This is a genomic window from Prosthecodimorpha staleyi, from assembly GCF_018729455.1.
GTDB lineage: Bacteria > Pseudomonadota > Alphaproteobacteria > Rhizobiales > Ancalomicrobiaceae > Prosthecodimorpha > Prosthecodimorpha staleyi.
On the sequence record NZ_JAHHZF010000001.1, the window covers coordinates 510,569 to 537,185 of the forward strand.

A 26,617-nucleotide genomic window follows, 5' to 3' on the forward strand; every position below is an offset into this window, starting at 1 on the left:
CAAAAGCCGGGATCCGGGCCGGACATGAACCATCGTGGCGCGGAATGCAAGGGCGCGGCGCGCCGGTCCGTCAACACTGTGCCCTTCGCGGCCCGGCCCCTCCCCGTCCCGCTCGCTCCCCATCCTGCCTCTCTTGATCCCGCCCCTACCCGTCCAGTCCGGCGATGGTCGCGGCCAGGGCCTGGGCGCGGGGAACGAGGGTGTCGAGGCGGCACCATTCCTGGTCGGTGTGGGCGCCGCCGCCGACCGGGCCGAGGCCGCAGAGCGAGGGCACGCCGAGGGCGGCGGTGAAGCCGGAATCGGCGCAGCCGCCGGTGAACTCGCCCTCGACCGCGAAACCGGTCGCGGCCGCAGCGGCCTGGTAGCGGGCGAAGAGGTCGGCCGAATGGCGCGCTTCCAGCGGCAGGAACAGGTGCCCCTTCTCGTAGCCGGCCCGGGTGCCGGGCACGTCCTCGGCGGCCAGGATGGCGTCGACTGCCGCCAGGATGCCGTCGAGCTGGTCGACGGCGACGAAGCGGATGTCGAGTTCGGCTTCCGCATGGTCGGCGACGGTGTTGTGGGTGCGCCCGCCCCGGATGGTGCCGACATTGGTGGTGATGCCGGCGGCATAGTCGGTCAGGGCGTGCAGGCGGACGATCTTGGCGGCGAGCGCGCCGATCGCGCTGGCGCCGTCGGCATGATTGGCGCCCGAATGGGCGGCCTTGCCGGTCACCGTGATGTCGAGCGTCATGCCGCCCTTGCGGGCCGTCACCACATTGCCGGAGGCCCGGCCGGGCTCGGCATTGAACGCGGCGCGGGCACCCCGGGCGACGGCCTCGATCATCGGCCGGCCGGAGGGCGAGCCGATCTCCTCGTCGGCGGTGAACAGGCCGATCAGCGGGAAGTCCGTGCCACCGGCGGCCTTCAGCGCCCTCAGCACGAAAAGATCGACGACCAGCCCGCCCTTCATGTCGGCGACGCCGGGTCCGAAGCCCATGTCGCCGTCACGGCTGAACGGCCGGCGGGCGACGGTCCCTTTCGGGAAGACGGTGTCGCGGTGGCCCATCACAAGGACCGGCGCGCCGCCGCTGCGTCCCGGGATTTCCGCTTTCAGAACAGACCCGTAGGTCTCATCGGGGAAGCGCTCGACCGCGATGCCGTCGGCCTCCAGCAGCGCCGCCATGGCGTCGCCGACCGCATCGATGCCGGCCCGGTCGCGGCTGCCGGAATCGATGTCGACCAGGCGCTGGAGGAAAGCTTCCATCTCGGCGCGGCGGGGGGCGAGCCAGGCGCTGGCCCGGGTGGCGAGGGTGGTCATGCGCGGCGGGCCTCCAGGATCTCAGGACCGGTTTCGCCGAGATCCCAGAACAGACCGGCCATGATTCGCAAAGCCTCCTCGGCGACGGAGCCGAGCAGATGCTCGTCCGGCGCATGCTGGGAGCAGGCCGGATAGGAATGCGGCACCCAGATGGTCGGCAGGCCGAGCACTTCGGAGAACACGTCGTTGGGAATCGAGCCGCCGAGATTGGGCAGAAGCGCCGGCTTCTTGCCCGTGGTGGCTGCGAGCGAGGCCAGCGTCCAGCCGACCCAGGGGTCGTTCGGATCGAGCCGCGTCGCCGCGAAGGTCTCCATGCGGCTCGAACGAACCTGAACTTTCTCGAATCCATTCGCGGCGAAATGCGCGCGGATTGCATCGACCGCCGCGACCGGATCGGTACCGACGACGAAGCGCAGCTGGATGGTCGCCTTGGCGGAGGCCGGCACGGCATTGACCGGCGCCGCCGGGGTGCCGGTCTCGTAGGCGAGCACCTCGAGCGCGTTCCAGCCGAACACCCGCTCTTCCGGCGTCAGGCCCGGCTCGCCCCAGTCGCGGTCGATCTCCGGATCGTTCGGGCCGCCACCGACCTTGAGGTCGGCGATCGCCTCCCGGACCGCCGGCGGGATCGGCGGCGGGCGCAGGGCGTCGAGCAGGATGCGGCCGTTGCCGTCGACCAGTGAGGCGATGGCGTTGGCCAGGATGGTGCCCGGATTGGCGAGCAGGCCGCCCCAGTTGCCGGAATGGTGCGCGCCCTCGCGCAGGTCGACCGAGAGATCGATGTTCATGGCGCCGCGCGAGCCGAGGAACACGGTCGGGCGTTCGGCGGTCAGGCGGGGACCGTCGGAGGCGATCAGCACGTCGGCGGCGAGCCGGGCGCCTTGGGCCTCGGCGAGCGCGCGCAGGCCCGGCGAGCCGGCCTCCTCGCCCATCTCGATCAGGATCTTGGCGTTGAAGCCGAGCCGGCCGCCGCGCTCGGCGAGGACCGCCTCCAGGGCGGCGATATTGACCGAATGCTGGCCCTTGTTGTCGGCCGTGCCACGGCCGTACCAGCGGTCGCCCTCGACGGTCACCGACCAGGGCTCCAGCCCCGCGCGCCAGCGGCCCTCATGACCGAGCACCACGTCGCCATGGCCGTAGATGAGCACGGTCGGCAGGTCGGCATCCTCGATCCGCTCCGCGATCAGGAACGGCCCGCGGCCGAGAACCGGATTGGCGACGAGGGTCGAGGTGAAGCCGAGCCGGTCGAGGCAGGGCACCATCTCGTCGGTCAGATAGGCGGCGAGTTCGACGCCGCGCTGGCCGGACTGGCTCTCGGTCTTGATCGCCACCCGGCGGGTGAGATCGGCGAGGAAGCGGCCGGAGGCGAAGAGATCGGCGGCGCGGGCGACGGCGCCGGCGCGCGACGGCATGTCGGACATGGGACGGGACCTTGGGTCGGTTGCTTGGGTCGATCGGTTAGGCGGGACGGATCGGATTTCGCCGGCCGTGCCGGCAAGAATTCTGACGGTCAGCCGGAGACGCTGGCCGAGATTGGTGTCGGCACCGGGACGGCGAGATGGCAGGTGGCGAAACCGTCGGCGAAGGCCACGCTGGCCGGGGCCTCGCGACTGCAGCGCTCGAACGCGCGCGGGCAGCGCGGGTGGAAGGTGCAGCCCGACGGCGGGTCGATCGGGTTCGGGAAGGCGCCGGAAATGCCAGCTTCCGGCATGCCGAGATCGGGATCGGGCGTCAGCACGCTGTCGAGCAGGGCGCGCGAATAGGGATGCGCCGGCGCGCCGAACAGCCCTTCCCGTCCCCGCTCTTCGACGATCCGGCCGAGATACATCACCGCGACCCGGTCGGCGAGATGTTCGACCACCGCCAGATTGTGGCTGATGAAGAAGTAGGTCAGCCGGAACTCGCGCTTCAAGTCCATCAGCAGGTTCAGGATCTGCGCCTGGACGGAAACGTCGAGCGCGGAGGTCGGCTCGTCGCAGATCAGCACGTCCGGCCGCATGACCAGGGCGCGCGCGATGGCGACGCGCTGGCGCTGGCCGCCGGAAAGCTGGTTCGGATAGGCGTCGATCACCCGGCGCGGCAGGCCGACCGCATCGAGCATCTCGGCGACCTTGGCCTGCCGCTCGGCCGACGATCCGATGCCGTGGGCGACCAGCGGCAGCGCGACCAGATCGGCGACCGACTTGCGCGGATTGAGCGACGAATAGGGGTCCTGGAACACCGGCTGGATGCGCCGGGCGACCTCGCGCCGGTCGGTCTCGCCGATCGGCACGCCGTCGATACGGATCTCGCCGGAGGACGGCGCGATCAGGCCGAGCAGCAGCTTGGCGAGCGTCGACTTGCCCGACCCGCTCTCCCCGACCAGCGCATGGACCTCGCCGCGGGCGACCGTCAGCGAGACGCCGCCGACCGCCGTCAGCGTCGCCTTCGGCTTCATGAAGCCCTGGCCGACCCGGTAGGTCTTGGTGACATTCCTCAGTTCGAGCACCGGAACGGTCATTGCGGACTCCCGACGGTCTCGAGGATGCAGGCCATGCGGTGGCTGCCGCCGAGCCCGCGCTCGGGGATCGCGCCGGCGCAGATCTCGACGGCATGGTCGCAGCGGTTGCGGAAGGCACAGCCGAAGACGTCCCCGACCAGGCCCGGCACCTGGCCCGGGATGGTGCCGAGCGGCTCGCCCGGCCGGGTCCGCCCCGGCACCGGGATGGAGCGCAGCAGGCCGCGCGTATAGGGATGGCTCGGCGCGCCGAACACCTCGCGCACCGTGCCGGTCTCGACCAGGCGGCCGGCATACATCACCGCCACATGGGTGGCGACGCGGGCGACGACGCCGAGATCGTGGGTGACCAGGATCAGTGCCATGCCGAATTCCTGCTGCAGGTCGCGCAACAGGCGCAGGATCTGGGCCTGGATGGTCACGTCGAGCGCGGTGGTCGGCTCGTCGGCGATGATCAGGTCGGGCTCGCACATCAGCCCCATGGCGATCATCACCCGCTGGCGCAGGCCGCCGGAGAGCTGGTGCGGATACTGGCCGAGCCGGGACGCCGCGGCCGTGATGCCGACGCGCTCCAGGAGATGCACCGCCCGCTCGCGCGCCGCCTTGGCCGACACGCTGCGGTGCCGGCGCAGCGCCTCGGTCAATTGGTCGCCGATCGTGTAGGCCGGGTTGAGCGAGGTCATCGGCTCCTGGAAGATCATCGCCATGCGGTCGCCGCGCAGGTCCTCCTTCTGCCGTTCGCCGGCGGCCATCAGGTCGATGCCGTCGAAGCGCAGGGTCGCGGCCTTGCGGATGGCGCGCGCCGGCAGCAGGTCCATCAGGGCGAGCGAGGTCAGGGACTTGCCCGACCCGCTCTCGCCAACGATGGCCAGCGTCTCGCCGCGCTCCAGCGTGAAGGAGACCCCGCCGACCGCATGCAGCAGGCCGGCCTCGGTCGGGATGTCGATGGTCAGGCGGTCGACTTCGAGCAGCGCCATCGGTTCAGCTCCGGTTCTCGGGCGCGGTCACGTCGCGAAGGCCGTCGCCGAGGAGGTTGATCGCCAGGACGAGGCTCGCCAGCGCCACGCCCGGAATGGCGATCACCCAGGCGCTGAAGAACATGAACTGCTTGCCCTCGGCGATCATCAGCCCCCAGGACGGCAGCGGCGGCTGCACGCCGAGGCCGAGGAAGGAGAGCGCGGCCTCGAGCAGGATGGCATGGGCCATCTCCAGGGTGGCGACCACGATCAGCGGATTGAGGATGTTGGGCAGCACCTCGGACAGCACGATGCGCCGGGTCGAGCAGCCGATCGCCCGGGCGGCGGCGATATAGTCGGCATGGGCGACCTGCATGGTGGCCGAACGGGCGACCACGGCGAAGCGGTCCCAGAGCAGGAGCCCGAGCACCAGGATGACGGTTTCGAGCGAGGAGCCGACCAGGGCGGCGGCGGCGAGCGCGATCAGCACGACCGGCAGCGCCAGGCGGACATTGACCACATAGCCGATCGCCATGTCGACCCGGCCGCCGAAATAGCCGCCGGCGACGCCGAGCGCGGTGCCGATCAGGCCGGACACGATAACGGTGGCGATGCCGATCAGGAGCGAGATGCGGGCGCCGTAGACGAGCCGGGCGAAGTAGTCGCGACCGAGCTTGTCGGTGCCGAGCCAATGCTCCCAGCTGCCCTTGGCGTGCCAGACCGGCGGGATCAGCCGGCGGGCGATGTCCTGGTCGTAGGGGTCGTAGGCGGTGATCAGCGGTGCGAACAGCGCCATCGCGACGATCACCGCCAGCACGGTGGCGCCGATCATGAAGCTCGGATTGCGGCCGGCGCGGCGCAGGAAGCGGGCCGCCGGCGAGCGGCGCGGCGGCACGGCTTCGAGCGCGGCGGCGGAGGACAGGTTGGCGGGCGACGGGGCGGCGGGCGACCGGTCGGTGGCCGACAGGGCGGCGGAAGGCGCGGGAGCGGTCATGCGACGCGGATCCTCGGGTCCAGCCAGGCGTTGAGGAGATCGGCCAGGAAGGTCAGGCCGATATAGATCGAGGCGAGCAGCAGCACGATCGCCTGCACGACCGGGAAGTCCTTGCGGCCGATCGCCTCCCAGGCGAGATGGCCGAGACCGTGCATGGAGAAGACCGCCTCGACCACGATCGAGCCGCCGAGCATGAAACCGAACTGCACCGCCGCCAGCGCCACGACCGGCACCACGGCGTTGCGCAGGGCATGCTTGAACAGCACCGTCGGCCAGCGCAGGCCCTTGGCGCGGGCGGTGCGGATATAGTCGGAGGCGAGCACGTCGAGCATGCCGTTGCGGGTCAGGCGCATCACCGCCGGCACCGCGTACCAGCCGAGCGCGATCGCCGGCATGACGAAATGCGCCCAGGTGGCATTGCCGGAGACCGGCAGCCAGCGCAGGTTGACGGCGAAGACGAGGATCAGCGTCAGGCCGAGCCAGAAGGTCGGGATCGCCTGTCCGAGCACGCAGAAGACCAGCGCGGCGCGGTCGATCCAGCCGCCCCGGTTGACCGCGGCGACGACGCCGAGCGGGATCGCGACCAAGAGGGCCAGGCCGAGCGCAATGGCGCCGAGCGTCATGGTCACCGGCATGCGCTCGGCGACCAGCGCGGCGACCGTCTCGCGGAAATAGAAGGACCGGCCGAAATCGAAATGCAGCGCCCCGGCAAGCCAGTCGAGATACTGGACCGCGAGCGGCTTATCGAGGCCGTACTGGACCCGGACCTGCTCGACCTGCGCGGGCGACGCCTCGGGTCCGGCGATCGCCAGGGCCAGATCGCCGGAGAGATGCAGCAGCAGGAAGGCGACGATCGAGACGGTCAGGGCGACCGACAGCGCGACGCCGAGGCGCCGCAGGACGTAGAGAAGCATGGAAGCCTCCGGAAACCGGGGAGCGGGCGACATGGCGCACGGGCGGAGCGGCGCGCCATGTCCGGCAGGTCCGGCCGCGGGTGGCGGGCTTCGGGATCGGATCCCGACCGCCCGCCCCTCGCCTCACTTCCAGCGGGCCGCGTAGAACCGCGGCATCTCGTCGGGCTGCGCCGCAAAGGCAAGGTCGGACGAGAAGGCGTAGTTGGTCGAATAGGAAAAGAGCGGGAACAGGTAGGCCTTGGCGGCGATCGCCGAGAGGGCTTCCTGATAGGTCTTCTTGCGCTGGGCGAGGTCGATGGTGGTGTCGGCCTTGTCGAGCAGCGCCTTGATCGAGGCATCGCGGCTCATGTCGTCCTCGTCGCCCTTGAACCACACGCCGGTGAAGGCCGAGGCATCGCCGACCGAGAAGGAGCCCCAGGTCTGGTAGTAGATCGGCACCTTGCCGGCCCGGTTCAGTTCGCGCAGGGCGCCGTATTTCAGGTAGTTGAGCTTGGCGCGGATGCCGACGGCGCGCAGATAGCCGATCACCGCCTCGGCATAGTCGCGCTCGCGATAGGCATAGAACTCGATGTCGAAGCCGTTCGGATAGCCGGCCTCGGCGAGCAGGGCCTTGGCCTTCGCAGGATCGTAGGTATAGCGCGGCACGCCCTCGTCGGTGCAGCCGGTCTGATCGATGAAGCAGGCGGAGTGCATGACGCGCGCGCCGCCGCGCACCAGATTGTCCACCATCGCCTTGCGGTCGATGGCATGCGAGATGGCCTGTCGGACCTTCTCGCTCTTCAGAGGCGTGTTCGGGTCGGTGCGGCCGATAGCGTCGAACTGCAGGAAGCCGACGCGCATGGTCTCGGCGGCCAGCACGGTCACGTTGGGCACGGATTCGAGCTGCTTGGCCTGATCGGTCGGCACGCGCCAGATCCAGTCGACGCCGCCGGTCATCAGCTCGGCCATGCGGGTGTCGCCGTCCGGAATGACCCGGAACTCGAGCTTGCCGATGGCCACGTCGCCGAGCGGGCTGCCCTTCCAGTAGGCCTTGAACTTCTCCAGCTTGACGCCCTTGCCGCTGTCGACCGACGTGATCCGGTAGGGTCCGGTGCCGATCGGCGCCTTGGCGAAGCCGTCGAGGCCGACCTTCTTGAAATAGGCGGCCGGGAAGATCGGCGTCGGGCCGGCGAGATATTCGAGCGCGGCCGGGAACGGCCCCTTCAGCTTGATGCGGACCTTGTAGTCGTCGAGCTTCTCGGTCGACGCCATCCAGTTGACGTTCTGCTTGGTGACCACCTTGGCTTCGGGCGTCAGCACGTAGTTGAAGGTGAAGACGACGTCGTCGGCCGTGAAGGGCGAGCCGTCATGGAAGGTGACGCCCTTGCGCAGTTCGAGGTCCAGCGTGACCGGGTCGACCCAGGTCCAGGACGTGGCCAGATAGGGCTCGTAGGCGCCGGTCTTCGGGTTGCGGTGGATCAGCGTCTCCCAGGCGTGGCGGGCGATGATGACGCCCTCGCGCACGTTGTTGTGGTAGGGGCTGATGTTTTCCGGCTCGCTGTCGGATGCATAGACCAGCGTATCGTTGGCCTTGCCGGCCAGGGCCGCGCCCGGCAGGCCGAACGCCATCGCCGCCGCCAGGACCCACAGGCTTCCGCGCTCGATTGCCACCATGTCCCATCTCCACCGTGGTTGTGTGCGCTGCACCAAAGTTGACCATGGCACGGTAATAGGCAAAACGGCCTCTCACAATTATAATATTTGGATTGGATCATTGCCGTTTCGGCAATGCATGGAAACCAACGGCATGCACGGCACGGCACTGCGCTACTTCATGGAGGTCGTCCGCACCGGATCGATCGCGGAAGCCTCGCTTCGCCTGAACGTGGCCGGTTCGGCAATCAGCCGGCAGATCGGCAAGCTGGAGGCCGATCTCGGCGTCGAACTGTTCGAGCGCCGCCCGCGCGGCATGGTGCCGAGCCAGGCCGGCGAATTGCTGGCGCGGCATGCCCGCCGCACCTTCCTGGATGCCGAGGGCGTTGTGCTCGATCTGCAGCGCCTGCGCGGACTGGCGACCGGCGTCGTGCGGGTCGCCGCGACCGAAGGCTTCGGCATGATCCTGGTGCCGGCCGCGATCCGCGCCTTCCGCGAGCAGCATCCGGGCATCCGCTTCGAGCTCAAGGTGACGGCGCCGGGCGCGGTGACGCGCCTGGTGCGCGGTGGCGATGTCGATATCGGGCTGACCTTCACCTTCGCGCCGGAACCGGACGTGCGCATCATCGCGGCCGGGCGGGCCCAGATCGTCGCGGTGATGTCGCGCCACCATCCGCTCGCCGGGCGCGCGGCCCTGTCGCTGGCCGAACTGGCGGGCGAACCGCTCGCCCTGCCCGAGAAGGACACCACGGCCCGGCAGATCTTCGATATCGCCTGCGGGCTCGCCGGGGTGACGGTCGAGCCGGTCTTGGAATCCAACTATATCGCCGCGCTGTGGAGCTTCGTCGAGATGGGCGGGGGCCTCACGATCGCCAGCGCCTTCACGGTCCACACCCGCTCGACGCAGGAGCGCATCGCCTCGGTGCCGATCACCGGACCGGCCGTCGATCAGCGCCGCTACGAGGTCCAGGCCATGCTCGGCCGGCGCCTGCCCGACGCCGCCGAAGCCTTCGCGGTGCATGTCATCGCCGCGATCGACGACCTGCTGGCGAGCTACCCATCGCCGGGCGGCTGACCCGCACCGGCGAACGGAAGCGCCAATCCGGCCGTCCGGTCCGTCAGGCGGCCCGTTCGCCGGCCGCGACCCGCGCCCGCGTCGACGCAACGGCATGATCGAGCCATTGGGCGAAGCTCTCGGCATAGCTGCGCGAGACCGCGATCCGGAAGGATGCGGCATCCTCGGTCCACAGCCAGACCGGCATGCCGGCGATCTCGGTGACCGCCGCCGCACCGGCCGGGAAGACCGAGGCATGCAGATCCAGGCTGCAGCCGGTCTCCAAGAGGAGCCGCGCGGCCGGGCCTTCGATCCGGAAGCCCTCGCGGGCGTCGGTCTGGTCGGTGACCAGCGCGGTCTCGCCGAGCGCATCCGCCAGGCGCCGCTCCAGCGCCCAGCCGTCGCCGGGGGCGGCCGCGACCCAGTGGTCGACGCCGATGCCGAAGGCCATGAGGTCGCCGGCGCGGGCGAGACGCGGCCCCTCCGGCAGGGCGAAGCCGAAGGTTTCGGCGAAGCGGGACCGGGCGGCGGCGGCCCGGCTGCGGGGGGCGACGATCGCGGCGAAGCCGGTCTCGAACGGACGGGCGGTGACGGCATCAGGCACGGGCGCGGTTCCCTTCCGGATCGACGAAGCAGGGGGCGACGACCTCGACATCCACGTCGCCGCCGCGCACCGGATCGTAGGCGCGCACGATCTCGCCGTGGCGGGTGTCGCCATGGGCGAGGAAGCCGAGCCCGATCCATGAGCCGAGCGTCGGCGAATGGGCGACCGAGGTGATCCAACCCTGGTCATGGGCGGCGGTGGCGTCCGGTCCCTTGGGCAGGAGATGGGCGCCGGCCCTCAGCCGCGCGGTCCGGTCGACCGGCTTCAGCCCGACCAGCCGGCCCCGGGCCGGATCGGTCAGGTAGGGCCGAGCCGCCAGCACGCGGCCGATGCAGTCGTGCTTGCGCTCGGCGAAGGCGCCGAGCCGCAGCATGTGGGCGGTGGTCTGGCCGTTGATCTCCGAGCCGACCGGATGACCCTTCTCGATGCGCATCGCGCCGACCGCCTCGGTGCCGTAGGGCACGATGCCGAACTCCTGGCCGGCAATCAGCAGCCGCCGCATCAGCTCCGCCCCGCGCCGGGCTGGAACGGCGATCTCGAAGGCCAGCTCGCCCGAGAAGGTCAGGCGGAACAGGCGCGCGCGCACGCCGCCGAGCACGGTCGTCTCGGCGCAGGCGACCGGCGGGAAGGCCGCGCCGGACAGGTCGAAGCCGGGATCGACGATGCGGGCGAGCACGTCGCGGGCGCGCGGGCCGGCCAGAGCCAGTTGCGCCCATTGCTCGGTGATCGACTGCACCACCACGTCCATCTCGGGAAACAGCACCTGCCGGGCATATTCGACCTGCTCGTAGACCTTGGCCGCATGGGCGGTCGAGCAGGTCATGACGAAGCGTTCCGGCCCGAGCCGGGCGACGGTGCCGTCGTCATAGGCGTAGCCGTCCTCGCGCAGCATCAGAAAATAGGCGCAGCGGCCGACCGCCAGCTTCATCACCGAATTGGCGCAGAGGCGCGTCAGGAAGGCGGCGGCGTCCGGGCCGAAGACCTCGATCTTGCCGAGGGTCGACATGTCGCAGACGCCGACGGCGTTGCGCACCGTCGTCACCTCGCGGTCGACGCTCTGCTGCCAGTCGGTCTCGTGCGGCAGCGGGAACCACTGCGCCCGCCACCACGGGCCGACCTCGATCATCTGCGCCTCGCGCTCGATCGCCACCATGTGGATCGGCGGCAGCCGGCGGGGCCGGAACGCCATGGCGCGGTGATGGCCGGCGAGCGCCCCGATCGCCACCGGTTCGACCGGCGGACGCATGGTGGTGATGCCGGTCTGCGGGATCGTGCGGCCGGTCAGTTCGGCCAGGATGGCGAGGCCATTCAGGTTGGCGGTACGGCCCTGGTCGGTCGCCATGCCGAGCGTCGTGTAGCGCTTCAGATGCTCGACCGAGACGTAGCCCTCGCGCGCGGCCAGCGCCACGTCGGCATCGGTCACGTCGTGCTGGAAGTCGACGAAGGCCTTGCCGGCGCCCTTCGCGCCGCCGACATGCCAGAACGGCGTCAGCGCCGCGCCCTCGTGATCGACCTTGGCCTCCGCACCCGCGGCCGCGAAGATGTCGGCGAGGCGGAAGGTGCCGGCGGCCGCGCCGGCGAGGCGGATACCGGCCGGCAGTTTCCCGGCCGTGAAGGCGGCATGGGCCTCCGACCAGACCGGGCGGTCGCCGCGATGGGTGGCGAGCTGGATGTCCGGCTGCCAGTTGCCCGAGACACCGAGCGCGTCGGTCACGATCCGGTCGGACCCGCCGCCGGACAGATCGACGTCGATCGCCTCCAGGGCCTTGCCGCCGAGCGCGCGCCGCAGCCGGGCACCGGCGAGCGCCCGCCCGCCACCGGCCGCCACCGCGGCGGTCAGCACCGGGTCGACATCGGCGCGTGGGTCGATCACGGCCGCGACCGTGACGCCGGAGGCGATCAGGTCGGCGGCGGCGTGCCAGCCGCTGTCATTGGCAGTGAAGAGCGTGACGGCGCGGCCGGCCGCCGCGCCATAGCCGACCGCGTAGTGGCGCAGCGCGCCGGCCAGCATGACGCCGGGCAGGTCGTTGCCGGGGAACACGATCGGCCGCTCGATGGCGCCGGCCGCGACGATCGCCTCGCCGGCGACGAGCGTCCAGGCGCGCTGGCGCGGGCAATCCGGCGGCGGTACGGGCAGGTGGTCGGCGACCCGCTGCAGCGCGCCGAACTGGCCGCCGTCATAGGTGCCGAACACGGTGGTGCGCCGCAGGATGCGGACCTGCGGTGCGGCTTCGAGTTCGGCCTCGACCGCAGCCGCCCAGGCGGCACCGGGCTGGCCGTCGATCATGCGCCGCGTGGTCAGGAGCGAGCCGCCGAGCCGGGCCTCGCGCTCGACCAGGATGACACGCCGGCCAGCCCGCGCTGCGGTGCGGGCTGCGAGCAGGCCGGCCGGGCCGGAACCGGCCACGAGCAGGTCGGCATGGGCGGTCGCGGTCTCGTAGCTGTCCGGATCGGGTTCGCCCGACAGGCGGCCGAGGCCGGCCGCGCGCCGGATCAGCGGCTCGTAGAGCTTCTCCCAGAAGCTCGCAGGCCACTTGAAGGTTTTGTAGTAGAAGCCTGCAACGAAAAGCTTATCGAAGAGGCCGTTGACCGCCATCAGGTCGAAGCCGAGCGACGGCCAGCGGTTCTGGCTCCAGGCCTCCAGTCCGTCATAGAGCTCGACCACCGGCGCCTTCAGGTTCGGCTCGCGCCGGGCGCCGCCGCGCAGTTCGACCAGCGCGTTCGGCTCCTCCGGCCCGGCCGCGACCAGGCCGCGGCGGCGGTGATACTTGAACGAGCGCCCGAACAGGGTGACGCCGCCGGCGAGCAGCGCCGAGGCGAGGCTGTCGCCGGCAAGACCCTGGTAGGCCTTGTCGTCGAAGCGGAAGGACAGGCGGGTGGCGAGATCGACCAGCGTGCCGCCGGCGGTCAGACGATAGCCGCTCATCGGGCGCCTCCCTCGGCCACCGCCGCAGCTTCCACCGCCACGACGGACTCGATCGCATGGGTCCGGGTATCGCGCGCCACCGTCACCCAGCCGTGGCAGCCGGCGCGGTGGAACCAGTGCTCGCGGATCGGACCGGCCGGATTGTCGCGCAGATAGACGTAATCGAAAAAGGCCGCCTCGCCGGCATCGGCTGCAGGCCGCACCGGCGCGGCGTCGCCCCGGTAGGTGAATTCGGCCGCATCGCGCGGACCGCAGAAAGGACAGGTGATCAGCATGGTTTCGGCTCGCGCGGCATCAGTGCGGGTGCGGCATCAGTGCAGGTTCGGCTGGGCGCCCATGCCCTTTTCGTCGACCACCGCGCCGGTGCGGAAGCGGTCGAGGGTCAGCAGCGCCGCGTCGGGGTGCGGCTCGTCGCGCGCCAGCAGATGCGCGAAGGTCATGCCGGAGGCCGGCGTCGCCTTGAAGCCGCCGTAGCACCAGCCGGCATTGAGATAGAGCCCGTCGATCGGCGTCCGGTCGATGATCGGCGAGCCGTCCATGCTCATGTCCATGATGCCGCCCCAGTGGCGCAGGATGCGCGCCCGGCCGATCATCGGCATCACCGCCATGCCGCCCTCGCAGACATCGCGGATGACCGGCAGGTTGCCGCGCTGGGCGTAGGAATTGTAGCCGTCGATGTCGCCGCCGAAGACCAGGCCGCCCTTGTCCGACTGGCTGACATAAAAATGGCCGGCCCCGAAGGTGATCACCCCGTCGACGGTCGGCTTCAGCCCCTCCGAGACGAAGGCCTGCAGGACGTGGCTCTCGATCGGCAGGCGCAGGCCGGCCAGGGTGGCGACGCGCGAGGTGTTGCCGGCGACCGCCATGCCGACCTTGCCGGCCCGGATCGCGCCGCGGCTGGTCTCGACGCCGACGATCCGCCCGCCCTCGCGCAGGAATCCGGTCACCTCGGCATTCTCGATGATGTCGACGCCGAGCCGGTCGGCCGCCCGCGCATAGCCCCAGACGACGCCGTCATGGCGCGCCGTGCCGCCGCGCCGCTGCAGGAGGCCGCCGCGGATCGGGAAGCGGGCATTGTCGTAGTCGAGATAGGGATGGCGGGCCATCACCTCTTCGCGGGTCAGGAGTTCGGCGTCGATACCGTGCAGACGCATGGAATTGCCGCGCCGGGCATAGGCGTCGCGCTGGGAATCCGAGTGGTAGAGGTTGAGGACGCCGCGCTGGCTGACCATGGTGTTGAAGTTGAGATCGGCCTCCTGGCGCTCCCAGAGCTTCATGGACAGTTCGTAGAAGGGCACGTTGCCGGGCAGCAGATAGTTCGACCGGATGATGGTGGTGTTGCGGCCGGCATTGCCCGATCCGATCCAGCCCTTCTCGACCACCGCCACGTTGCGGATGCCGAAGGTGGCGGCGAGATGATAGGCGGTGGCGAGCCCGTGGCCGCCGCCGCCGACCACGACGATGTCGTAGGCGGGCTTCGGTGCAGGCTTGCGCCAAGCCGGCTTCCAGTGGCGGTGCCCGGTCAGGGCACCGGCGACGAGCGAGGCGATCGAATAGGTCATGGGAGCGCGCGGGGCCTCAGAAGGGCAGACGGGCCAGGACGATGCGGGACGGTCGGCGAAAACCGTTGTGGCCGCCAGTTTCCCGGGCTAGGACATCCGCTGCATGCCCGAGAGCGCCGATTTCTTGCCTGAAAGCGCGGAACAGTCCGTCGGCTTCCTGCTCCTGCCGGACTTCGCGATGATGTCCTATGCCTGCGCCAGCGAACCGCTGCGTGCGGCCAACCGGCTCTCGGGCCGGACGCTCTATCGCTGGCGCCATTTCTCGGTCGACGGCGGACCGGTGATGGCCTCGAGCGGCGTGCCGATCGTGCCGGACGGGCGCATCGGCGACGATGTCCGGCTCGACGCCCTGGTCGTCTTCGCCGGCGGCAATCCGTCGACCATCGAGCACGGTCCGACCGAGGCCTGGCTGCGCAATCTGGCGCGGCGCGGCGTCAGGCTCGGCGGCATTTCCGGCGGCCCGTTCCTGCTCGCCCGCGCCGGACTGCTCGCCGGCCGGCGGGCGACCATCCACTGGGAGCACCTGCCGGCCTTCGCGGAGAGCTACCCGGATGTCGAAATGACAGGCACCGTCTACGAGATCGACGGCGACCGGATGACCTCGGCCGGCGGCGTGGCGGCGCTCGACATGATGATCGAACTGATCGCGCGCGATCACGGCGCGGCCTTGGCCGCGGCCGTCGGCGACTGGTTCCTGCGTAGCGAATTGCGCGTCGGCGGCACGCCGCAGCGCACCGGCACGGCCGAACGGCTCGGCATCGCCGATCCCCGGCTCCTGCGCGTGCTGTCGCATATGGAAGCGAACCCGACCGAGGCGCCGTCCCGCCTCCGGCTGGCGCGCATGGCCGGACTGTCGGTGCGCCGGCTGGAGGACCTCTTCGCCGCCCGTCTCGGCACCACGATCGGCCGCCACGCGCTCGCCCTCAAGCTCGACCGGGCGCGCCGGCTGCTGACCCAGAGCGGGCTGTCGGTGATCGAGGTGGCGACCGCCTGCGGCTTCCAGAGCGCAAGTCATTTCTCGCGCAGCTACCGGGCCCGGTTCGGCCTGCCGCCGAGCGCCGATCAGGCCGGCCGCGAGGGTTCGTCTCGCGACGGATCGGGCCGGGACGGCCCGGGTCACGATGCGGCCGGGCGGACGGCGGCCAGATCGCAATCGAACAGGACGTCGCCGCCGAGCCGATAGATGCCGGCCGGCGGCCGGAGTATGTCCGCAAGCCGTTCCACACCCGGCAGCGCGATGCCGGTCGGCCCAGCGCCGATCAGCACCGGGGCGACGATGACATGCAGCCGGTCGAGCGCACCAGCGGCCAGGAAGCGCGACACGGTCTGCGCGCCGCCCTCGATCAGAAGCCGGCCGAGCCCCGCCGCCGCCAGCGCGCCGGCGACCGCGGCCGGCGCCAGGCCGCCCGGTCCGGCGTCCACGGTCAGATGCTCGACGCCGGGCGGCAGGTCGGGCGCCGCGCCCGGGCCGGTCACCACCACGCGCCGGGCGCCGTCCTCACGAAAAAGTTGGAGCGCCCGCGGCGTCCGCCCGTTGGGATCGATCACGACGCGGGCGGGCGAACGGCCTTCGCAGAAGCGCACGCCGAGCTGCGGATCGTCGGCGACGGCCGTCGAGACGCCGACCACGACGGCATCGACCAGGGCGCGCAGCCGGTGCAGGTGGGCGAGCCCGCCCTCCCCGTTGATATATTTGGATTCCCCGGTCGGCGTCGCGATCCGACCGTCGAGCGACTGGCCGAACTGGCCGACCACGAACCGGGCGGCCCGGAACGGATCGAACAGGGCTGCCCATGGGCCGGGCATTGCACCGCCGCTTTTGCAGGCGGTCGTGATGGCGCGCCACTCGGCCTCGCCCGGCTGGTCGTGATAGGATGTCAGCGGTCTCGCCTCACATTTTCGTTCACGGGATGTCATCCATCCGGTGCGGAGATATGTATATGGCGATGTGACGAACAGGAAAGCGGCATCGCGCCGATGAAATCCGGTCTCGTCTGATCTGTATCCGCAGCATTTCAAGAAACGCTGCGCCGGGAGACGCGTTGCATGACGGCCTTGGAAACCCTGTTCGGAAGCGATGCCCGTCGCGGCGTCGAACGCGCGGTGGCGGAATTCCGTTCAGGACGACCCTGCCTGATTTGCGATCACGACGGCGCGTCGCTTCTGGCTGCCCCGAGCGAAGGGCTCGACGATGCCCGGCTGGCCGCGCTGTCGGCGCTGGCCGGCGGCCGGGCGCCGAGCCTGATCCTGACCGGACGCCGGGCGCATTGGCTGGGTCTCCTGGATCACGATCCGGATGCCGTGGCGCTGGACATGCATGCCGGAGTCGATGCCGCGACCATTGCCGGACTGGTGCTCGGCACGCGCGAAACCGCCGCGACGCCGGTCGCCGCCGATCTCCGGCCGGCCGACGCCTTCGGGCGCGCCGCGGTCGACATCGCCCGCCTCGCCCATCTCGCGCCGAGCGTCGTGTTGATGGCGCTGTCGCCCGCGCGCATCGCCGAGATCGCGCCCTTCGTGGTCGGTGTCACGATCGGCGAGGTCGCGGCCTATCGGGCCAGCGTGCCGTCCGACCTGATGATCGTTTCGCAGGCGCGCGTGCCGCTGCGCCCCGACGTGCCGAGCCGCTTCGTGGTCTTCCGCGGCGGCGGCAGCCTGCACGACCAGGTCGCCATCGTGGTCGGCACCCCGCCGGTCGATGCGCCGGTGCCGGTGCGCCTACACTCCGCCTGCCTGACCGGCGACCTGTTCGGCTCGCTGAAATGCGACTGCGGCGACCAGCTGCGCAACACCGTCGCGCGCTTCCACGAGATCGGCGGCGGCGTGCTGCTCTATCTCGACCAGGAGGGCCGCGGCATCGGCATCGCCAACAAGATGCGCGCCTATCGGCTGCAGGAGACCGGCTTCGACACCATCGACGCCGATGCCCAGCTCGGCTTCCGCGACGACGAGCGCGACTATGCTGAAGCGGCGCGGATGCTGCAGCTGCTCGGCTATACCCGTGTGGCCCTGCATTCCAACAATCCGCGCAAGCTCGAGGCGCTGCGGCGCGCCGGCCTGACCGTGGTTTCGCGCGAACCGGTCAAGACGCCGGTCACGCTCGAGAATGCCAACTATCTCAAGACCAAGGCCGCACGCGCCGGCCACCTGATCGATACCGCCTGGGTCGACGAGGTCGAGGCGGCGCTGCTCGCTTCGGCGCGGGCGACAGCCGCGGAATAGACGAGCCGACGCCCGATGCGGCCGCGCCGGTTCCCAGGGGAACAGACGCGGCCGGCGCAGCCTGCTAGCGTCGACTCTGCGGCACATGTCCTGCCGAAGGAGGAACGCCGATGGGAGACGCGCAGCGCTATACCCGGGTCGCCAGGGCCTTGCACTGGCTGATCGCCCTTTTGGTCATCGCCAATATCGCGGGCGGCATCGTCATCGCGAATGTCGAGAACCAGAACACCCTCTACGACCTGCACCGCTCGACCGGCTTCGTGATCCTGTGCCTCGCCGTGCTTCGGCTGGCTTGGCGGGCGACGCATCGTCCGCCGCCGCTGCCCGACCATATGCCGTCCTTACAGAAATTCGCGGCCGAAGCGGTGCATTGGGCGCTCTACGGCTTCATGTTCGCCACGCCGCTGGCCGGCTGGGCGGCGGCCAACGCCTTCGGGGCGACGGTCTCGGTCTACTGGCTGTTCAATCTGCCGGCGATCGCCCCGAAGGACGAAGGGCTGTTCAAAATTCTGATCGGCGCCCACCAGGTTCTGGCGATCGCGTTCACCGCCGCCGTGCTGGTCCATTTCGCCGGGGCCATGTTCCACACCATCGTCCAGCGCGACGGCCTGATGCGGCGCATGTGGCCGGTATGACGGCGGCCTGCGGCCAGGATTGACGGTCGCCCCGGGATGCCGGCCGGCATGGCGGCTGCCCGGTCCGAAGAGCACCGTCCGGGGCGCGCCATAGGCGCCCCGGACGGCCGATCCGACATCACATCGGCCGGTTCTTCTTGCGCCGCTTGACGATGTTGATCGCCTCGACGGCGGCCGAGAAGGCCATGGCCGTGTAGATGTAGCCGCGCGGGATGTGGAAGCCGAGGCCGTCGGCGACCAGCGCGACGCCGATCAGCAGCAGGAAGGCCAGCGCCAGCACCTTGGTGGTCGGATGCCGCTCGATGAAGGCGGAGACCGGGCCGGCGGCGACATACATGACGCCGACGGCGATCACGACCGCGGCGACCATCACCTCGATATGGTCGGCGAGACCGACCGCGGTGATGATCGAATCGACCGAGAAGACCAGGTCGATCAGGACGATCTGGCCGATCACCATGTTGAAGGCCTTCGGCGCCGACACCTTGGCCTCGCCGACGGCGTCCTCCTCGACCTCGTCATGGATATGGCCGACCGCCTTCCAGATCAGGAAGCCGCCGCCGACGATCAGAATGATGTCCTTCCAGGACAGCGCCAGGCCGAAGGCGGTGAAGACCGGGTCCTTCAGCGCCACGATGGCGGAGATGAAGAACAGCAGGATGATGCGGAACACCAGTGCCAGCATCAGGCCGATCTGGCGCGCGCGCTTGGCGAGTTCCGGGCTGAGCTTGGAGGTCACCACCGAGATGAAGACCACGTTGTCGATGCCCAGCACGATCTCGAGCGCCGTCAATGTGATCAGGCTCGCCCAGACCGTCGGATCCGTCAGCAGTTCGATCATCCCACTCCTCGCGATGCGGTGTGCCGCCCGGCCCCGCGCCGGCAGCTTAACCGATGCGCAGGAGATAGAACGTTACGGAATGACCACAAGACCCGGTTTGTCAGGTTTTTATCATCCCAGACCGATTGCGGCGAGCAGCCGCGCGCCGACCGGCGAGGCCAGGATTAGCCCGGCGCCCCAGACGGCCAGAAACGCGCCGATCGCGAATGACAGCACCCGCGACATGGCCGCCTTCTCGACCGTCATCACCGCGCCGAGGATGGCGACCCAGACCACGTTCATGATCCCGACCGCGAACATCACCGCCATCAGCGCCCAGCAGCAGCCGAAGCAGGCGATGCCCTGATCGATGCCGAAGCCGAACGCCGCGCCGGCCCGCGCCCGCCAGCCGGAGGCGAGCGCGGTCGCCGGAACGCGGCAGCGCACCAGACAGGCGGCCTTCATCGGCGTCAGCTGGTAGAGGCCGGCGGCGATCAGCGTCGAACCGGCGAGCACCAGGCTGGCCGGCGCCATGGCCGGCGTCAGCGCGCCGACCACCGTCAGCCCGGCCTGGACGACGGTGGCGGCGACCGCGAACAGAGTCCAGACCGTCAGATAGCCGAGCGCGACCAGCACGGTCGCGGTCGATCCGAGCCGCTCGGCCCCGGCGCGGCGATGGAAGGCGGCGAGCATCGGCGCGGCGCTCGGCAGCATCATGGCCAGCACCATGGCGAGCCACATCAGGAAGACCAGCGCCAGATCGCCCGCCCCCCAGGCCCCCGCCCCCGGCATGCCGAAATGGCCCGCATCCGGCGTGCACAGCACCGCGAGCGCTGCCCTTGCGCCGTCCGGCAATCCGGCGAAGATGTTGAAGCTGTTCAGCCAGCCCATGCCGGGGCCGAGCGCGGTCATGTCGGTCGCCGGCAGCATGGCGGCGACCAGCACGGCGAGCCAGGCCCAGCCGAGGCCGACGGCGAGCGCGAAGGAGACCAGGAGCGGCGCCGGCACGCGCAGGGCCGCGTCCCGGCCGGACGTCCGGGGCTCGGGATCGGAAGCGATGGTCGCGGAAGGGGACGGCATGGCGGGCGCGTGTCTCGTCGAAACCGGATTTATCCTCTTAGCACGACAATCGCGTCCTGGCTTTGATCCAACCCCATGTGCGGATCGCCGCCGCGGGCTATATGGATCCCCCAGCAAGTCAGATTGTCGGATCCGACCCGGAGAGTGCCCATGACCGCGCCCGTTGCCGCAGCCTTCGACGTTGCCGTGGTGGGAGCCGGCCCGTCCGGGCTCGCCGCCGCGCTCCTGATGGCGCAATCCGGCTTTCGCACCGTCTCGATCGCCCCGCCGGCGCTGCCGGCCGACCACCGCACCACGGCCCTGCTCGGCGGCTCGACCGCGCTCCTGGAGCGCATGGGCGTGCTGGAGGCGCTGACCGCGCGCGGCTCGGAACTCAGAACCATGCGCCTCGTCGACGTGACCGGCCGGCTGATCCGTGCACCGGAGGTCGATTTCCACGCCCGCGAGATCGGCCGCGGCTCCTTCGGCATCAACGTCACCAATGGCGACATCCTCGCCGTGCTCGGCGCGGCGGCGGATGCAACGCCGAACCTGACCCGCATCGAGGGGATGGTCGAGGCCGTCGATCTCGGCGAGCGGCTGGCCCGGCTGACCACAGCGTCCGGCGCGGTGATCGAGGCGAAGCTCGTTGCCGCCGCCGACGGGCGCCGCTCGCGCCTGCGCGAGGCCGCCGGCATCGGCGTCAAGACCTGGACCTATCCGCAATCGGCGCTGATCCTCAACCTCAGATGCGAAGTGCCGCATGACGAGGTCTCGACCGAGTTCCACGGCCGCCACGGCCCCTTCGTGCTGGTGCCGCTGCCCGGCGACCGCGTCTCGGTCGTCCTCGTCGAACAGCCCGCCGAGGCCGAGCGCCTCGCCGCGCTCGACGATGCCGCGCTCGCGCGCGAATTGGAGCGGCGCGCCCATTCGCTGCTCGGCCGCTTCACCGTCGACAGCCCGCGGCAGGTCTATCCGCTGTCCGGCCTGACCGCGCAGCGCTTCGCCGACCGCCGCGTCATGCTGATCGGCGAGGCCGCGCATGTCTTCCCGCCGGTCGGCGCGCAAGGGCTCAATCTCGGCCTGCGCGATGTCGGCTTCCTGGCCGAAGTCGCCGTGCGCGCCCGCCGCGCCGGCCGCGACATCGGCGGGCCGGAGGCCTGCGCGGATTTCGACCGCGCCCGCCGCGGCGACGTGACCCTGCGCACCGCCATGGTCGACATGGCCGACCGCGCCCTCCTCTCCGACCACCTCCCCGCCCAGCTCCTCCGCGGCCTCGGCCTCGCGCTGGCCGACCGCATCCCCCCGCTCCGCCGCCTGATCATCCGCGAAGGCCTGACCCCGACGTTTGGCACGCCTCGGGTGATGCGGGAGGTGTTGTAGCGGCCGCGGGTCGAGCCGGGCGGTCGAATTCGCCGGGTCGGTCGTTGAAAAACCTGTCGGAACGCGACCGAACGCGGGCCGTTTCAACTCTGTCATCCCCGGGCTTGTCCCGGGGATCCAGACTATCCAAGGGCTTGGCCATCGCGCTGGATCCCCGGGACAGGCCCGGGGATGACAGAATGGCGAGTTCGGAGTGATTTTCAGAAGCCTTGCTGCGGGATGGTTCTTCACCCTGAAAGTCGTGTATATAGAAACGCGATACACGGGAGTTTCAGGATGGCTGATCTGGCCCCCAAGCGGGATGTGGCGGTGTCGATGCGCTTCCGGGACGAGGATCTCGACATCATCGACCGTGGCGCTGCCTTGAGCGGGCTGTCGCGCACCGAGTTCATGCGCCGGGCGGCGCTGCACGAGGCCCAGATCGCCATTCTCAACGAGACGGCCGTGAGGCTGTCGCCGGAGGCCTATCAGCAGTTCGTGGCCGCCATCGACGCGCCGGTTACCGCCGTTCCGGCCAAGATGCGCGAGCGGCTGTCGCGCAAGACCCCGTGGACCGCAGCGTGGGACGAAGCGTCGAACGGATGATCCGGCCGCCCGAGCCCCTGAATGCCGAGCATGACCTGTCGGCCTTCGATTGCGGCAAGCCCGCCCTGAACGAGTGGCTGCGCACCTATGCCCTCGCCAATCAGGCCAACGGGTTCACCCGGGTGATGGTCCTCCGGAACGGCGCCCGCGTGATCGGCTTCTACGGGCTTGCGCCGACGGCGGTCCCGCCCGCGATCCTGTCGCGCAAGGTGCGAACCGGACGGCCGCCCGATCCGGTTCCCTGCATCCTGTTCGGCCAACTGGCCGTCGACACCGCCCATGCCGGCCAAGGGCTCGGCAGCGCACTCCTCAGGCACGCCCTGGAACGCTGCGTCGCAGCCGTGGAGACGATCGGCGGGCGCGCGGTCATCGTCCGGGCGATCGACGGCGAGGCCGAGGAATTCTGGAAATCCTGCGGCTTCATCCCGTCGAGCTCGGACTCCTCGACACTGTTCCGATCGATCGACGACATCGCGGCGTGGCTGGCGCAGTCTCGACAGAGTGAAGGGGAGCAAAACGATGGATGACGATGCGTTACGGCGCGCCTTGCGATCTGTCGGATATCGATGCTTCATCGTCTACAAAGACATATTCCTGGACACGTCGATCCCGATGGATGCTGCTGCTCACCATCTCCACATCACTGAAAAGAGGTGGAGTATCGGCGGCTGCCTCATGCGCCTGGGCCAAACCGGTACCCTTTTCCATCTGAAAAATCGCGATGCGATCTCGCCGGCAAGGATGTCCTACACTGATCCAGTATTTTAGATCGATTGAGCTCACCCTTGCGAACAACTATTGATTTAACTCTTTTTCTTTCCTTGCCAGAGCCGCACTCAGAAGGTCACGTACGATGACCCAGGCCTCATCGAACGAAGCCTCATTTGTAAGTGCCTTATTCTTGAGACGCGCGTGCCGCATGTTATTTGCGGATCGCTTTGCTCGCTTGAATTCATCTCTGGGAATGAGATTCATATCCTCGAGCTCATGCCCACCGCCGGCCCATTGCTCGATACTCTCGATGCATTTGTAGAGGTCGAACCAGCCGCCCTGGTCCCCGAAATAGGCAAGCGCCTCTTCGAGATACAGGTTTTTTGACGCCCGCTTTACGGCCGTCCGTGCTGCCGGCTCGCCACCCTCAATGATACTTGAACCGGCAACCCTCATGTGGAAACTCTCAGTGATCAAGGTTACATGCCGTCGACCGCTACCATCCACATTTACAACACCTAGGATGCGGGCATCGTGAGTGATTTGAGTAAGCAACATCGCGCCCGTCATCATACGCAAGATAACAATGGCTATTGGATGCACCGCCCTTGCGCTCGGACAGCTCTTGAAGAACACGGATCGAAGGTAGAGGTCATCACCGTGACGTTCGATCCAATTCTCGAACGGATGAGCGAAGGCAATGAGCCAAGCATCGTGATAGGCTTGATCGATGAGAATGTGCGCGGCCCAACCCTCAGAAAGTTGCGCTGAGTTCTTTTTCTCAGTCATGGCCAGACCCTCAAGCCGCAGACAGAGATCTCGCTCGTGGTTTGCTTTGCACCGTGAATCAAGAAGAAATGGAACCAGCCATGAACAGCTGCGGGAACATCACCAAGGACCTTCCAAAGCTCGCCATTGATCTGATGGACCAAGACTTCGACGCCGTCCCACTTTCCAACGCCATAACCATCGATTCCGAACCCCGGCGCGACGACGAGAACATCGTCGTTCGACGTGATGGGGTGTTGCGGATTGGAGAGATGGTCATGCTGATAGGCGTCGGCTACGGCCCTGACGCGCTCGATGCAACCGGCCCTCTGCGCCGTTCCGAGCGAACACAACGGACCCACTTGCTGACGCACCGCATTGGGTTTGAGCTGCAGGGCATGGCCGGCGCGGTCCGCGAGACCATCAATTGCAATGGCGACCTGCGCAGCAAGGCGCTTTGCCTTGGCGGCCTCGCCCCCGCAGGCGGATAGATCGTTTGTAGCGGCCGCATACACTGCAGACAGTTCCTGCTCGGCCATGAAATAGTCAGCCGCCGCTGGCAGAACGTTATCGATGAGTTGGTCCACGGAGCGATGGATCATGGGGCCGCCTATGCAAGCTCCAACCGCAGCTCCTTCCCGACGGCGCGGGCGGCACGTTGCAAGGTTTCGAGCGTGACGTTTCCATCGTCGGGGTTCAGCACGCGGTCGAGCTGAACCCGGCTCGTCTGCATCATTTTGGCCATGGCGCTCTTCGTGAGCTTTTGCTTTTCCATTTCCCGCTGGAGCTGCCAGGCGATCACCCGCTTCACTGCGATGGCGGTTGCAGCTTCGAGATTTCCATCCTCCTTCAAGAAATCTTCGAGGGAGCTGCCGTGGTTCGGATTCTTGATTGTGGTCATCGTATCCTCAACTCTATTTTGTCGTGGTCTGCTTCTTGGCCAGCTTATTGACCGCTTCCTCGGCCCTCTCGTACTCGCTCTTTCTCTTCTTCGAGAGTTTCAGAACTTCATTCGGCGTGGCCTGGGTCTTCTTGATGAAGCCCTCCACGATGACGATCGTGTTTCCGCACTGGAAAAACACCAGTCGGGAAATCTTCTTGTCCGTCAGATGGCTGCGAACCTCATAGAGCCCGTCTCCCAGCTTCCGGCAAAGAGGCATGCCAAGCGGCCAGCCGAACTGAACGGTCCGCAGGTCTGCGCCGATGATGCGGCGATCGTCTGCCTCTAAACTTCTAATCCATTCGAGGACCGGTTCATTCCCCGCCTCGGTCCTATAAAAAACGACTTCCAATTTATCGTGCATCAAAACGCCTCTGGGCTTTCGCTGACTCCGCTTCTCGTTCGGCTATGGAGCATAATGTACCATTTATGGTGCATCTTCAAGTGAAATCCGGACTTTTCGCCGCAAAATGCGCGCCCCCGAGGCAGATCGTCGTGGCATGGACGAAGCCGAGTCCGCGGCCTGCAAGTCCGAGGAATCAGGATCAGCGGAGCAATCTGTCGGGCCAGCATCGTCTCCTGAAGGTGATCGGTGTCATCTCCGCGGTCGGCGAAGACGACCCATGGCTCGGATCCAGCGGCATCGAGCAAGCTTACGGGGCACATCGCGTCGGAGGCCCGCCGGGCGCCATCTCAATCGCGACCTGTTGACCCTTGCCATTCTCGCAGGCGTGAGAGCTTGTCGGGAAGCCAGCCCGCAAGTGGCCGAGCCCCGTCTCGTAGTCCCCCCTCACCTCACCCCCCGTGCGATCGGCACCGGGATCGCCGTCAGCTCCCCGCCGCCCGGCACCTGCACCCGGCCGTCGAACAGCCCGCGGGCCTGGAAATGCGGGTCGGCGAGGGCTTCGTGGAGGGGGACGACGAGGGTGGCGCAGCAGTCGGCGGCGGCGAAGATCGGGTGCCAGGCGGCGGCGGGGCGGGCGCGGATGCGGTCGGCGACGGCGGCGCGGGTGGCCGCCGGGGTGGCGGCGTCGTCGCGGTGCTCCGGCGGCAGGTCGATCGCATCGCAGAAGGCCTGCCAGAACTTCTCCTCCAGGGCGCCGACGGCGACCAGGCGGTCGTCGGCGGTGGCATAGAGGCCGTAGCGCGGGCGGCCGCCGGTCAGGAGGTCGCCGCCGGGCGGCGGGGCCAGGCCGCTCGCCTGGGCTTCGGCGAGCGCGAAGCCGGCGAAGGCGAACAGGCCGTCCGCCATGGCGATGTCGAGATGGGCGCCCTGCCCGGTCCGGCCGCGGCGGATCAGCGCCAACAGGATGTTGATGACCGCCGGCAGCGTGCCGCCGCCGATATCGGCGGTCTGGGTCGGCGTCACCGTCGGGTTTCCGGTGGCGCCGGGCGACAGGGCCAGGATGCCGGTCAGCGCCTGATAGTTGATGTCGTGGCCGGCCTCCAGGGCGCGCGGGCCGGTCTGGCCGTAGCCTGAGATCGAACAATAGACGAGGCGCGGGTTGAGCGCGCGAACGGTTTCATAGCCGAGGCCGAGCCGGTCCATCACGCCCGGCCGGAACTGCTCGACGAGCACGTCGGCGCCGGCGATCAGCGCGTCGAGCGCGCCGCGCGCGGCCGGGTCCTTCAGGTCGATCTCGCGGATCGTCTTGCCGCGGTTGAGGAGCAGCCAGGGGATCGAGACCGCCGCGGCGCCCTCGCCGCGGAAGGGCGGGAAGCGGCGCATGTCCTCGCCGCCGGGCCGCTCGATCTTGATCACCCGCGCGCCCGCCTCGGCCAGCATCAGCGTCGCCAGCGGCCCCGGCAGCAGGGTGGTGAAATCGAGGACGGTGATCCCGTCGAGCGCCTGCATGGTCCCTTGTCCCCGGATCGCATCTGTCGGACGCGATCCTAGCCGAACCGATCGCGCCGTCCATGCGGCCGGGCGGCCGATGCCCCGGCTTGGGCGAACGGGCCGCCGGCGCATCCGGTCTTTCAACCGGCACGGCGGCGTCGGAGGGGCGGGTTTCGGGCTCGCGGCGCGGGGGGAAGCCATCGGCGCGAGTGGAAGCCACCAGC

27 protein-coding genes are annotated in these 26,617 nt (G+C 69.1%); 8 read left to right on the plus strand and 19 right to left on the minus strand.

Features of this window, described 5'->3' with window-relative positions; all coding sequences use genetic code 11:
* Positions 1–145: 145 nt before the first annotated feature.
* From KL771_RS02185 to KL771_RS02215, 7 genes are all read right to left on the minus strand, one after another.
* Positions 146–1,297, minus strand: a complete 1,152-nt coding sequence (locus KL771_RS02185) for a M20 family metallopeptidase (RefSeq protein WP_261966919.1) — start codon at positions 1,295–1,297, stop codon at positions 146–148.
* A complete protein-coding gene (locus tag KL771_RS02190) occupies positions 1,294–2,715 on the minus strand; it encodes a M20 family metallopeptidase (RefSeq protein WP_261966920.1) in 1,422 nt (473 codons plus the stop codon). The genes KL771_RS02185 and KL771_RS02190 overlap by 4 nt, the downstream gene beginning before the upstream one ends.
* A gap of 89 nt (positions 2,716–2,804) precedes the next feature.
* Entirely contained in the window at positions 2,805–3,794 is a 990-nt protein-coding gene (locus tag KL771_RS02195; RefSeq protein WP_261966921.1) for an ABC transporter ATP-binding protein, read from the minus strand.
* A complete protein-coding gene (locus tag KL771_RS02200; protein WP_261966922.1) occupies positions 3,791–4,768 on the minus strand; it encodes an ABC transporter ATP-binding protein in 978 nt (325 codons plus the stop codon). The genes KL771_RS02195 and KL771_RS02200 overlap by 4 nt, the downstream gene beginning before the upstream one ends.
* Positions 4,769–4,772: 4 nt before the next feature.
* Entirely contained in the window at positions 4,773–5,741 is a 969-nt protein-coding gene (locus KL771_RS02205) for an ABC transporter permease (RefSeq protein ID WP_261966923.1), read from the minus strand.
* Positions 5,738–6,655 (minus strand): ABC transporter permease, encoded by a 918-nt coding sequence (locus KL771_RS02210; RefSeq protein ID WP_261966924.1) that lies wholly within the window; start codon positions 6,653–6,655, stop codon positions 5,738–5,740. Before KL771_RS02210 ends, KL771_RS02205 begins: the two co-directional genes overlap by 4 nt.
* A gap of 123 nt (positions 6,656–6,778) precedes the next feature.
* Positions 6,779–8,308, minus strand: a complete 1,530-nt coding sequence (locus KL771_RS02215) for an ABC transporter substrate-binding protein (RefSeq protein WP_390866508.1) — start codon at positions 8,306–8,308, stop codon at positions 6,779–6,781.
* 133 nt (positions 8,309–8,441) lie between these two features.
* Here KL771_RS02215 and KL771_RS02220 point away from each other — a divergent pair, with 133 nt between their 5' ends.
* Positions 8,442–9,362, plus strand: a complete 921-nt coding sequence (locus KL771_RS02220) for a LysR family transcriptional regulator (protein ID WP_261966925.1) — start codon at positions 8,442–8,444, stop codon at positions 9,360–9,362.
* Between the two features lie 43 nt (positions 9,363–9,405).
* On the opposite strand, the gene KL771_RS02225 is transcribed toward KL771_RS02220, so the two are convergent.
* From KL771_RS02225 to KL771_RS02240, 4 genes are read right to left on the minus strand one after another with little or no spacing between them, the layout of a single operon-like run.
* A complete protein-coding gene (locus KL771_RS02225) occupies positions 9,406–9,945 on the minus strand; it encodes a sarcosine oxidase subunit gamma (protein ID WP_261966926.1) in 540 nt (179 codons plus the stop codon).
* Complete coding sequence (locus KL771_RS02230; protein ID WP_261966927.1) at positions 9,938–12,871, minus strand: sarcosine oxidase subunit alpha family protein; 2,934 nt, start codon at positions 12,869–12,871, stop codon at positions 9,938–9,940. Before KL771_RS02230 ends, KL771_RS02225 begins: the two co-directional genes overlap by 8 nt.
* Positions 12,868–13,146 (minus strand): sarcosine oxidase subunit delta, encoded by a 279-nt coding sequence (locus KL771_RS02235; RefSeq protein WP_261966928.1) that lies wholly within the window; start codon positions 13,144–13,146, stop codon positions 12,868–12,870. The genes KL771_RS02230 and KL771_RS02235 overlap by 4 nt, the downstream gene beginning before the upstream one ends.
* A 36-nt stretch (positions 13,147–13,182) precedes the next feature.
* Entirely contained in the window at positions 13,183–14,433 is a 1,251-nt protein-coding gene (locus tag KL771_RS02240; RefSeq protein WP_261966929.1) for a sarcosine oxidase subunit beta family protein, read from the minus strand.
* A gap of 103 nt (positions 14,434–14,536) precedes the next feature.
* Here KL771_RS02240 and KL771_RS02245 point away from each other — a divergent pair, with 103 nt between their 5' ends.
* Positions 14,537–15,616 carry a GlxA family transcriptional regulator gene (locus KL771_RS02245; RefSeq protein ID WP_261966930.1) on the plus strand — a complete coding sequence of 360 codons (1,080 nt, stop codon included), beginning with the start codon at positions 14,537–14,539 and terminating at the stop codon, positions 15,614–15,616.
* Here the strand turns inward: KL771_RS02245 and KL771_RS02250 are convergent.
* Positions 15,550–16,239, minus strand: a complete 690-nt coding sequence (locus tag KL771_RS02250) for a RibD family protein (protein ID WP_261966931.1) — start codon at positions 16,237–16,239, stop codon at positions 15,550–15,552. The genes KL771_RS02245 and KL771_RS02250 overlap by 67 nt on opposite strands.
* Before the next feature lie 240 nt (positions 16,240–16,479).
* Here KL771_RS02250 and ribA point away from each other — a divergent pair, with 240 nt between their 5' ends.
* Positions 16,480–17,655, plus strand: a complete 1,176-nt coding sequence (gene ribA, locus KL771_RS02255; RefSeq protein ID WP_261966932.1) for a GTP cyclohydrolase II RibA — start codon at positions 16,480–16,482, stop codon at positions 17,653–17,655.
* 110 nt (positions 17,656–17,765) lie between these two features.
* Entirely contained in the window at positions 17,766–18,290 is a 525-nt protein-coding gene (locus KL771_RS02260) for a cytochrome b (RefSeq protein WP_261966933.1), read from the plus strand.
* Between the two features lie 118 nt (positions 18,291–18,408).
* Here the strand turns inward: KL771_RS02260 and KL771_RS02265 are convergent, their stop codons facing one another.
* Both KL771_RS02265 and KL771_RS02270 read right to left on the minus strand, forming a co-directional pair.
* The gene (locus KL771_RS02265; protein ID WP_261966934.1) at positions 18,409–19,131 is read right to left on the minus strand and encodes a TerC family protein; all 723 of its coding nucleotides are present in this window, start codon (positions 19,129–19,131) and stop codon (positions 18,409–18,411) included.
* 111 nt (positions 19,132–19,242) lie between these two features.
* Positions 19,243–20,190 carry a DUF2182 domain-containing protein gene (locus KL771_RS02270; protein ID WP_261966935.1) on the minus strand — a complete coding sequence of 316 codons (948 nt, stop codon included), beginning with the start codon at positions 20,188–20,190 and terminating at the stop codon, positions 19,243–19,245.
* 150 nt (positions 20,191–20,340) lie between these two features.
* Between KL771_RS02270 and KL771_RS02275 the strand changes: the two genes are divergently transcribed.
* From KL771_RS02275 to KL771_RS02290, 4 genes are all read left to right on the plus strand, one after another.
* Positions 20,341–21,552 carry a UbiH/UbiF family hydroxylase gene (locus tag KL771_RS02275; protein ID WP_261966936.1) on the plus strand — a complete coding sequence of 404 codons (1,212 nt, stop codon included), beginning with the start codon at positions 20,341–20,343 and terminating at the stop codon, positions 21,550–21,552.
* Between the two features lie 276 nt (positions 21,553–21,828).
* Positions 21,829–22,137 carry a type II toxin-antitoxin system TacA family antitoxin gene (locus KL771_RS02280; protein WP_261966937.1) on the plus strand — a complete coding sequence of 103 codons (309 nt, stop codon included), beginning with the start codon at positions 21,829–21,831 and terminating at the stop codon, positions 22,135–22,137.
* Entirely contained in the window at positions 22,134–22,664 is a 531-nt protein-coding gene (locus KL771_RS02285) for a GNAT family N-acetyltransferase (protein ID WP_261966938.1), read from the plus strand. The genes KL771_RS02280 and KL771_RS02285 overlap by 4 nt, the downstream gene beginning before the upstream one ends.
* The gene (locus tag KL771_RS02290) at positions 22,657–22,905 is read left to right on the plus strand and encodes a hypothetical protein (protein WP_261966939.1); all 249 of its coding nucleotides are present in this window, start codon (positions 22,657–22,659) and stop codon (positions 22,903–22,905) included. Before KL771_RS02285 ends, KL771_RS02290 begins: the two co-directional genes overlap by 8 nt.
* Positions 22,906–22,932: 27 nt before the next feature.
* Here KL771_RS02290 and KL771_RS02295 read toward each other — a convergent pair whose 3' ends face one another.
* From KL771_RS02295 to KL771_RS02315, 5 genes are all read right to left on the minus strand, one after another.
* Positions 22,933–23,637, minus strand: coding sequence for a hypothetical protein (locus KL771_RS02295; protein ID WP_261966940.1), 705 nt, complete (start codon positions 23,635–23,637; stop codon positions 22,933–22,935).
* Entirely contained in the window at positions 23,634–24,218 is a 585-nt protein-coding gene (locus KL771_RS02300; RefSeq protein ID WP_261966941.1) for a hypothetical protein, read from the minus strand. Before KL771_RS02300 ends, KL771_RS02295 begins: the two co-directional genes overlap by 4 nt.
* Positions 24,219–24,226: 8 nt before the next feature.
* Entirely contained in the window at positions 24,227–24,517 is a 291-nt protein-coding gene (locus KL771_RS02305) for a helix-turn-helix domain-containing protein (RefSeq protein ID WP_261966942.1), read from the minus strand.
* A 13-nt stretch (positions 24,518–24,530) separates the two neighbouring features.
* Complete coding sequence (locus KL771_RS02310; protein WP_261966943.1) at positions 24,531–24,920, minus strand: type II toxin-antitoxin system RelE/ParE family toxin; 390 nt, start codon at positions 24,918–24,920, stop codon at positions 24,531–24,533.
* 426 nt (positions 24,921–25,346) lie between these two features.
* Positions 25,347–26,411 carry a CaiB/BaiF CoA transferase family protein gene (locus tag KL771_RS02315; protein ID WP_261966944.1) on the minus strand — a complete coding sequence of 355 codons (1,065 nt, stop codon included), beginning with the start codon at positions 26,409–26,411 and terminating at the stop codon, positions 25,347–25,349.
* Positions 26,412–26,617 lie beyond the last annotated feature (206 nt).

Coding starts and splice junctions, on each gene's coding strand:
- KL771_RS02185 (WP_261966919.1), bottom strand. CDS start 1,297: ATGACCACCCTCGCCACCCGGGCCAGCGCCTGGCTCGCCCCCCGCCGC.
- KL771_RS02190 (WP_261966920.1), bottom strand. CDS start 2,715: ATGTCCGACATGCCGTCGCGCGCCGGCGCCGTCGCCCGCGCCGCCGAT.
- KL771_RS02195 (WP_261966921.1), bottom strand. CDS start 3,794: ATGACCGTTCCGGTGCTCGAACTGAGGAATGTCACCAAGACCTACCGG.
- KL771_RS02200 (WP_261966922.1), bottom strand. CDS start 4,768: ATGGCGCTGCTCGAAGTCGACCGCCTGACCATCGACATCCCGACCGAG.
- KL771_RS02205 (WP_261966923.1), bottom strand. CDS start 5,741: ATGACCGCTCCCGCGCCTTCCGCCGCCCTGTCGGCCACCGACCGGTCG.
- KL771_RS02210 (WP_261966924.1), bottom strand. CDS start 6,655: ATGCTTCTCTACGTCCTGCGGCGCCTCGGCGTCGCGCTGTCGGTCGCC.
- KL771_RS02215 (WP_390866508.1), bottom strand. CDS start 8,308: ATGGTGGCAATCGAGCGCGGAAGCCTGTGGGTCCTGGCGGCGGCGATG.
- KL771_RS02220 (WP_261966925.1), top strand. CDS start 8,442: ATGCACGGCACGGCACTGCGCTACTTCATGGAGGTCGTCCGCACCGGA.
- KL771_RS02230 (WP_261966927.1), bottom strand. CDS start 12,871: ATGAGCGGCTATCGTCTGACCGCCGGCGGCACGCTGGTCGATCTCGCC.
- KL771_RS02235 (WP_261966928.1), bottom strand. CDS start 13,146: ATGCTGATCACCTGTCCTTTCTGCGGTCCGCGCGATGCGGCCGAATTC.
- KL771_RS02240 (WP_261966929.1), bottom strand. CDS start 14,433: ATGACCTATTCGATCGCCTCGCTCGTCGCCGGTGCCCTGACCGGGCAC.
- KL771_RS02245 (WP_261966930.1), top strand. CDS start 14,537: ATGCCCGAGAGCGCCGATTTCTTGCCTGAAAGCGCGGAACAGTCCGTC.
- KL771_RS02250 (WP_261966931.1), bottom strand. CDS start 16,239: ATGCCCGGCCCATGGGCAGCCCTGTTCGATCCGTTCCGGGCCGCCCGG.
- ribA (WP_261966932.1), top strand. CDS start 16,480: ATGACGGCCTTGGAAACCCTGTTCGGAAGCGATGCCCGTCGCGGCGTC.
- KL771_RS02260 (WP_261966933.1), top strand. CDS start 17,766: ATGGGAGACGCGCAGCGCTATACCCGGGTCGCCAGGGCCTTGCACTGG.
- KL771_RS02265 (WP_261966934.1), bottom strand. CDS start 19,131: ATGATCGAACTGCTGACGGATCCGACGGTCTGGGCGAGCCTGATCACA.
- KL771_RS02270 (WP_261966935.1), bottom strand. CDS start 20,190: ATGCCGTCCCCTTCCGCGACCATCGCTTCCGATCCCGAGCCCCGGACG.
- KL771_RS02275 (WP_261966936.1), top strand. CDS start 20,341: ATGACCGCGCCCGTTGCCGCAGCCTTCGACGTTGCCGTGGTGGGAGCC.
- KL771_RS02280 (WP_261966937.1), top strand. CDS start 21,829: ATGGCTGATCTGGCCCCCAAGCGGGATGTGGCGGTGTCGATGCGCTTC.
- KL771_RS02285 (WP_261966938.1), top strand. CDS start 22,134: ATGATCCGGCCGCCCGAGCCCCTGAATGCCGAGCATGACCTGTCGGCC.
- KL771_RS02290 (WP_261966939.1), top strand. CDS start 22,657: ATGGATGACGATGCGTTACGGCGCGCCTTGCGATCTGTCGGATATCGA.
- KL771_RS02295 (WP_261966940.1), bottom strand. CDS start 23,637: ATGACTGAGAAAAAGAACTCAGCGCAACTTTCTGAGGGTTGGGCCGCG.
- KL771_RS02300 (WP_261966941.1), bottom strand. CDS start 24,218: ATGATCCATCGCTCCGTGGACCAACTCATCGATAACGTTCTGCCAGCG.
- KL771_RS02305 (WP_261966942.1), bottom strand. CDS start 24,517: ATGACCACAATCAAGAATCCGAACCACGGCAGCTCCCTCGAAGATTTC.
- KL771_RS02310 (WP_261966943.1), bottom strand. CDS start 24,920: ATGCACGATAAATTGGAAGTCGTTTTTTATAGGACCGAGGCGGGGAAT.
- KL771_RS02315 (WP_261966944.1), bottom strand. CDS start 26,411: ATGCAGGCGCTCGACGGGATCACCGTCCTCGATTTCACCACCCTGCTG.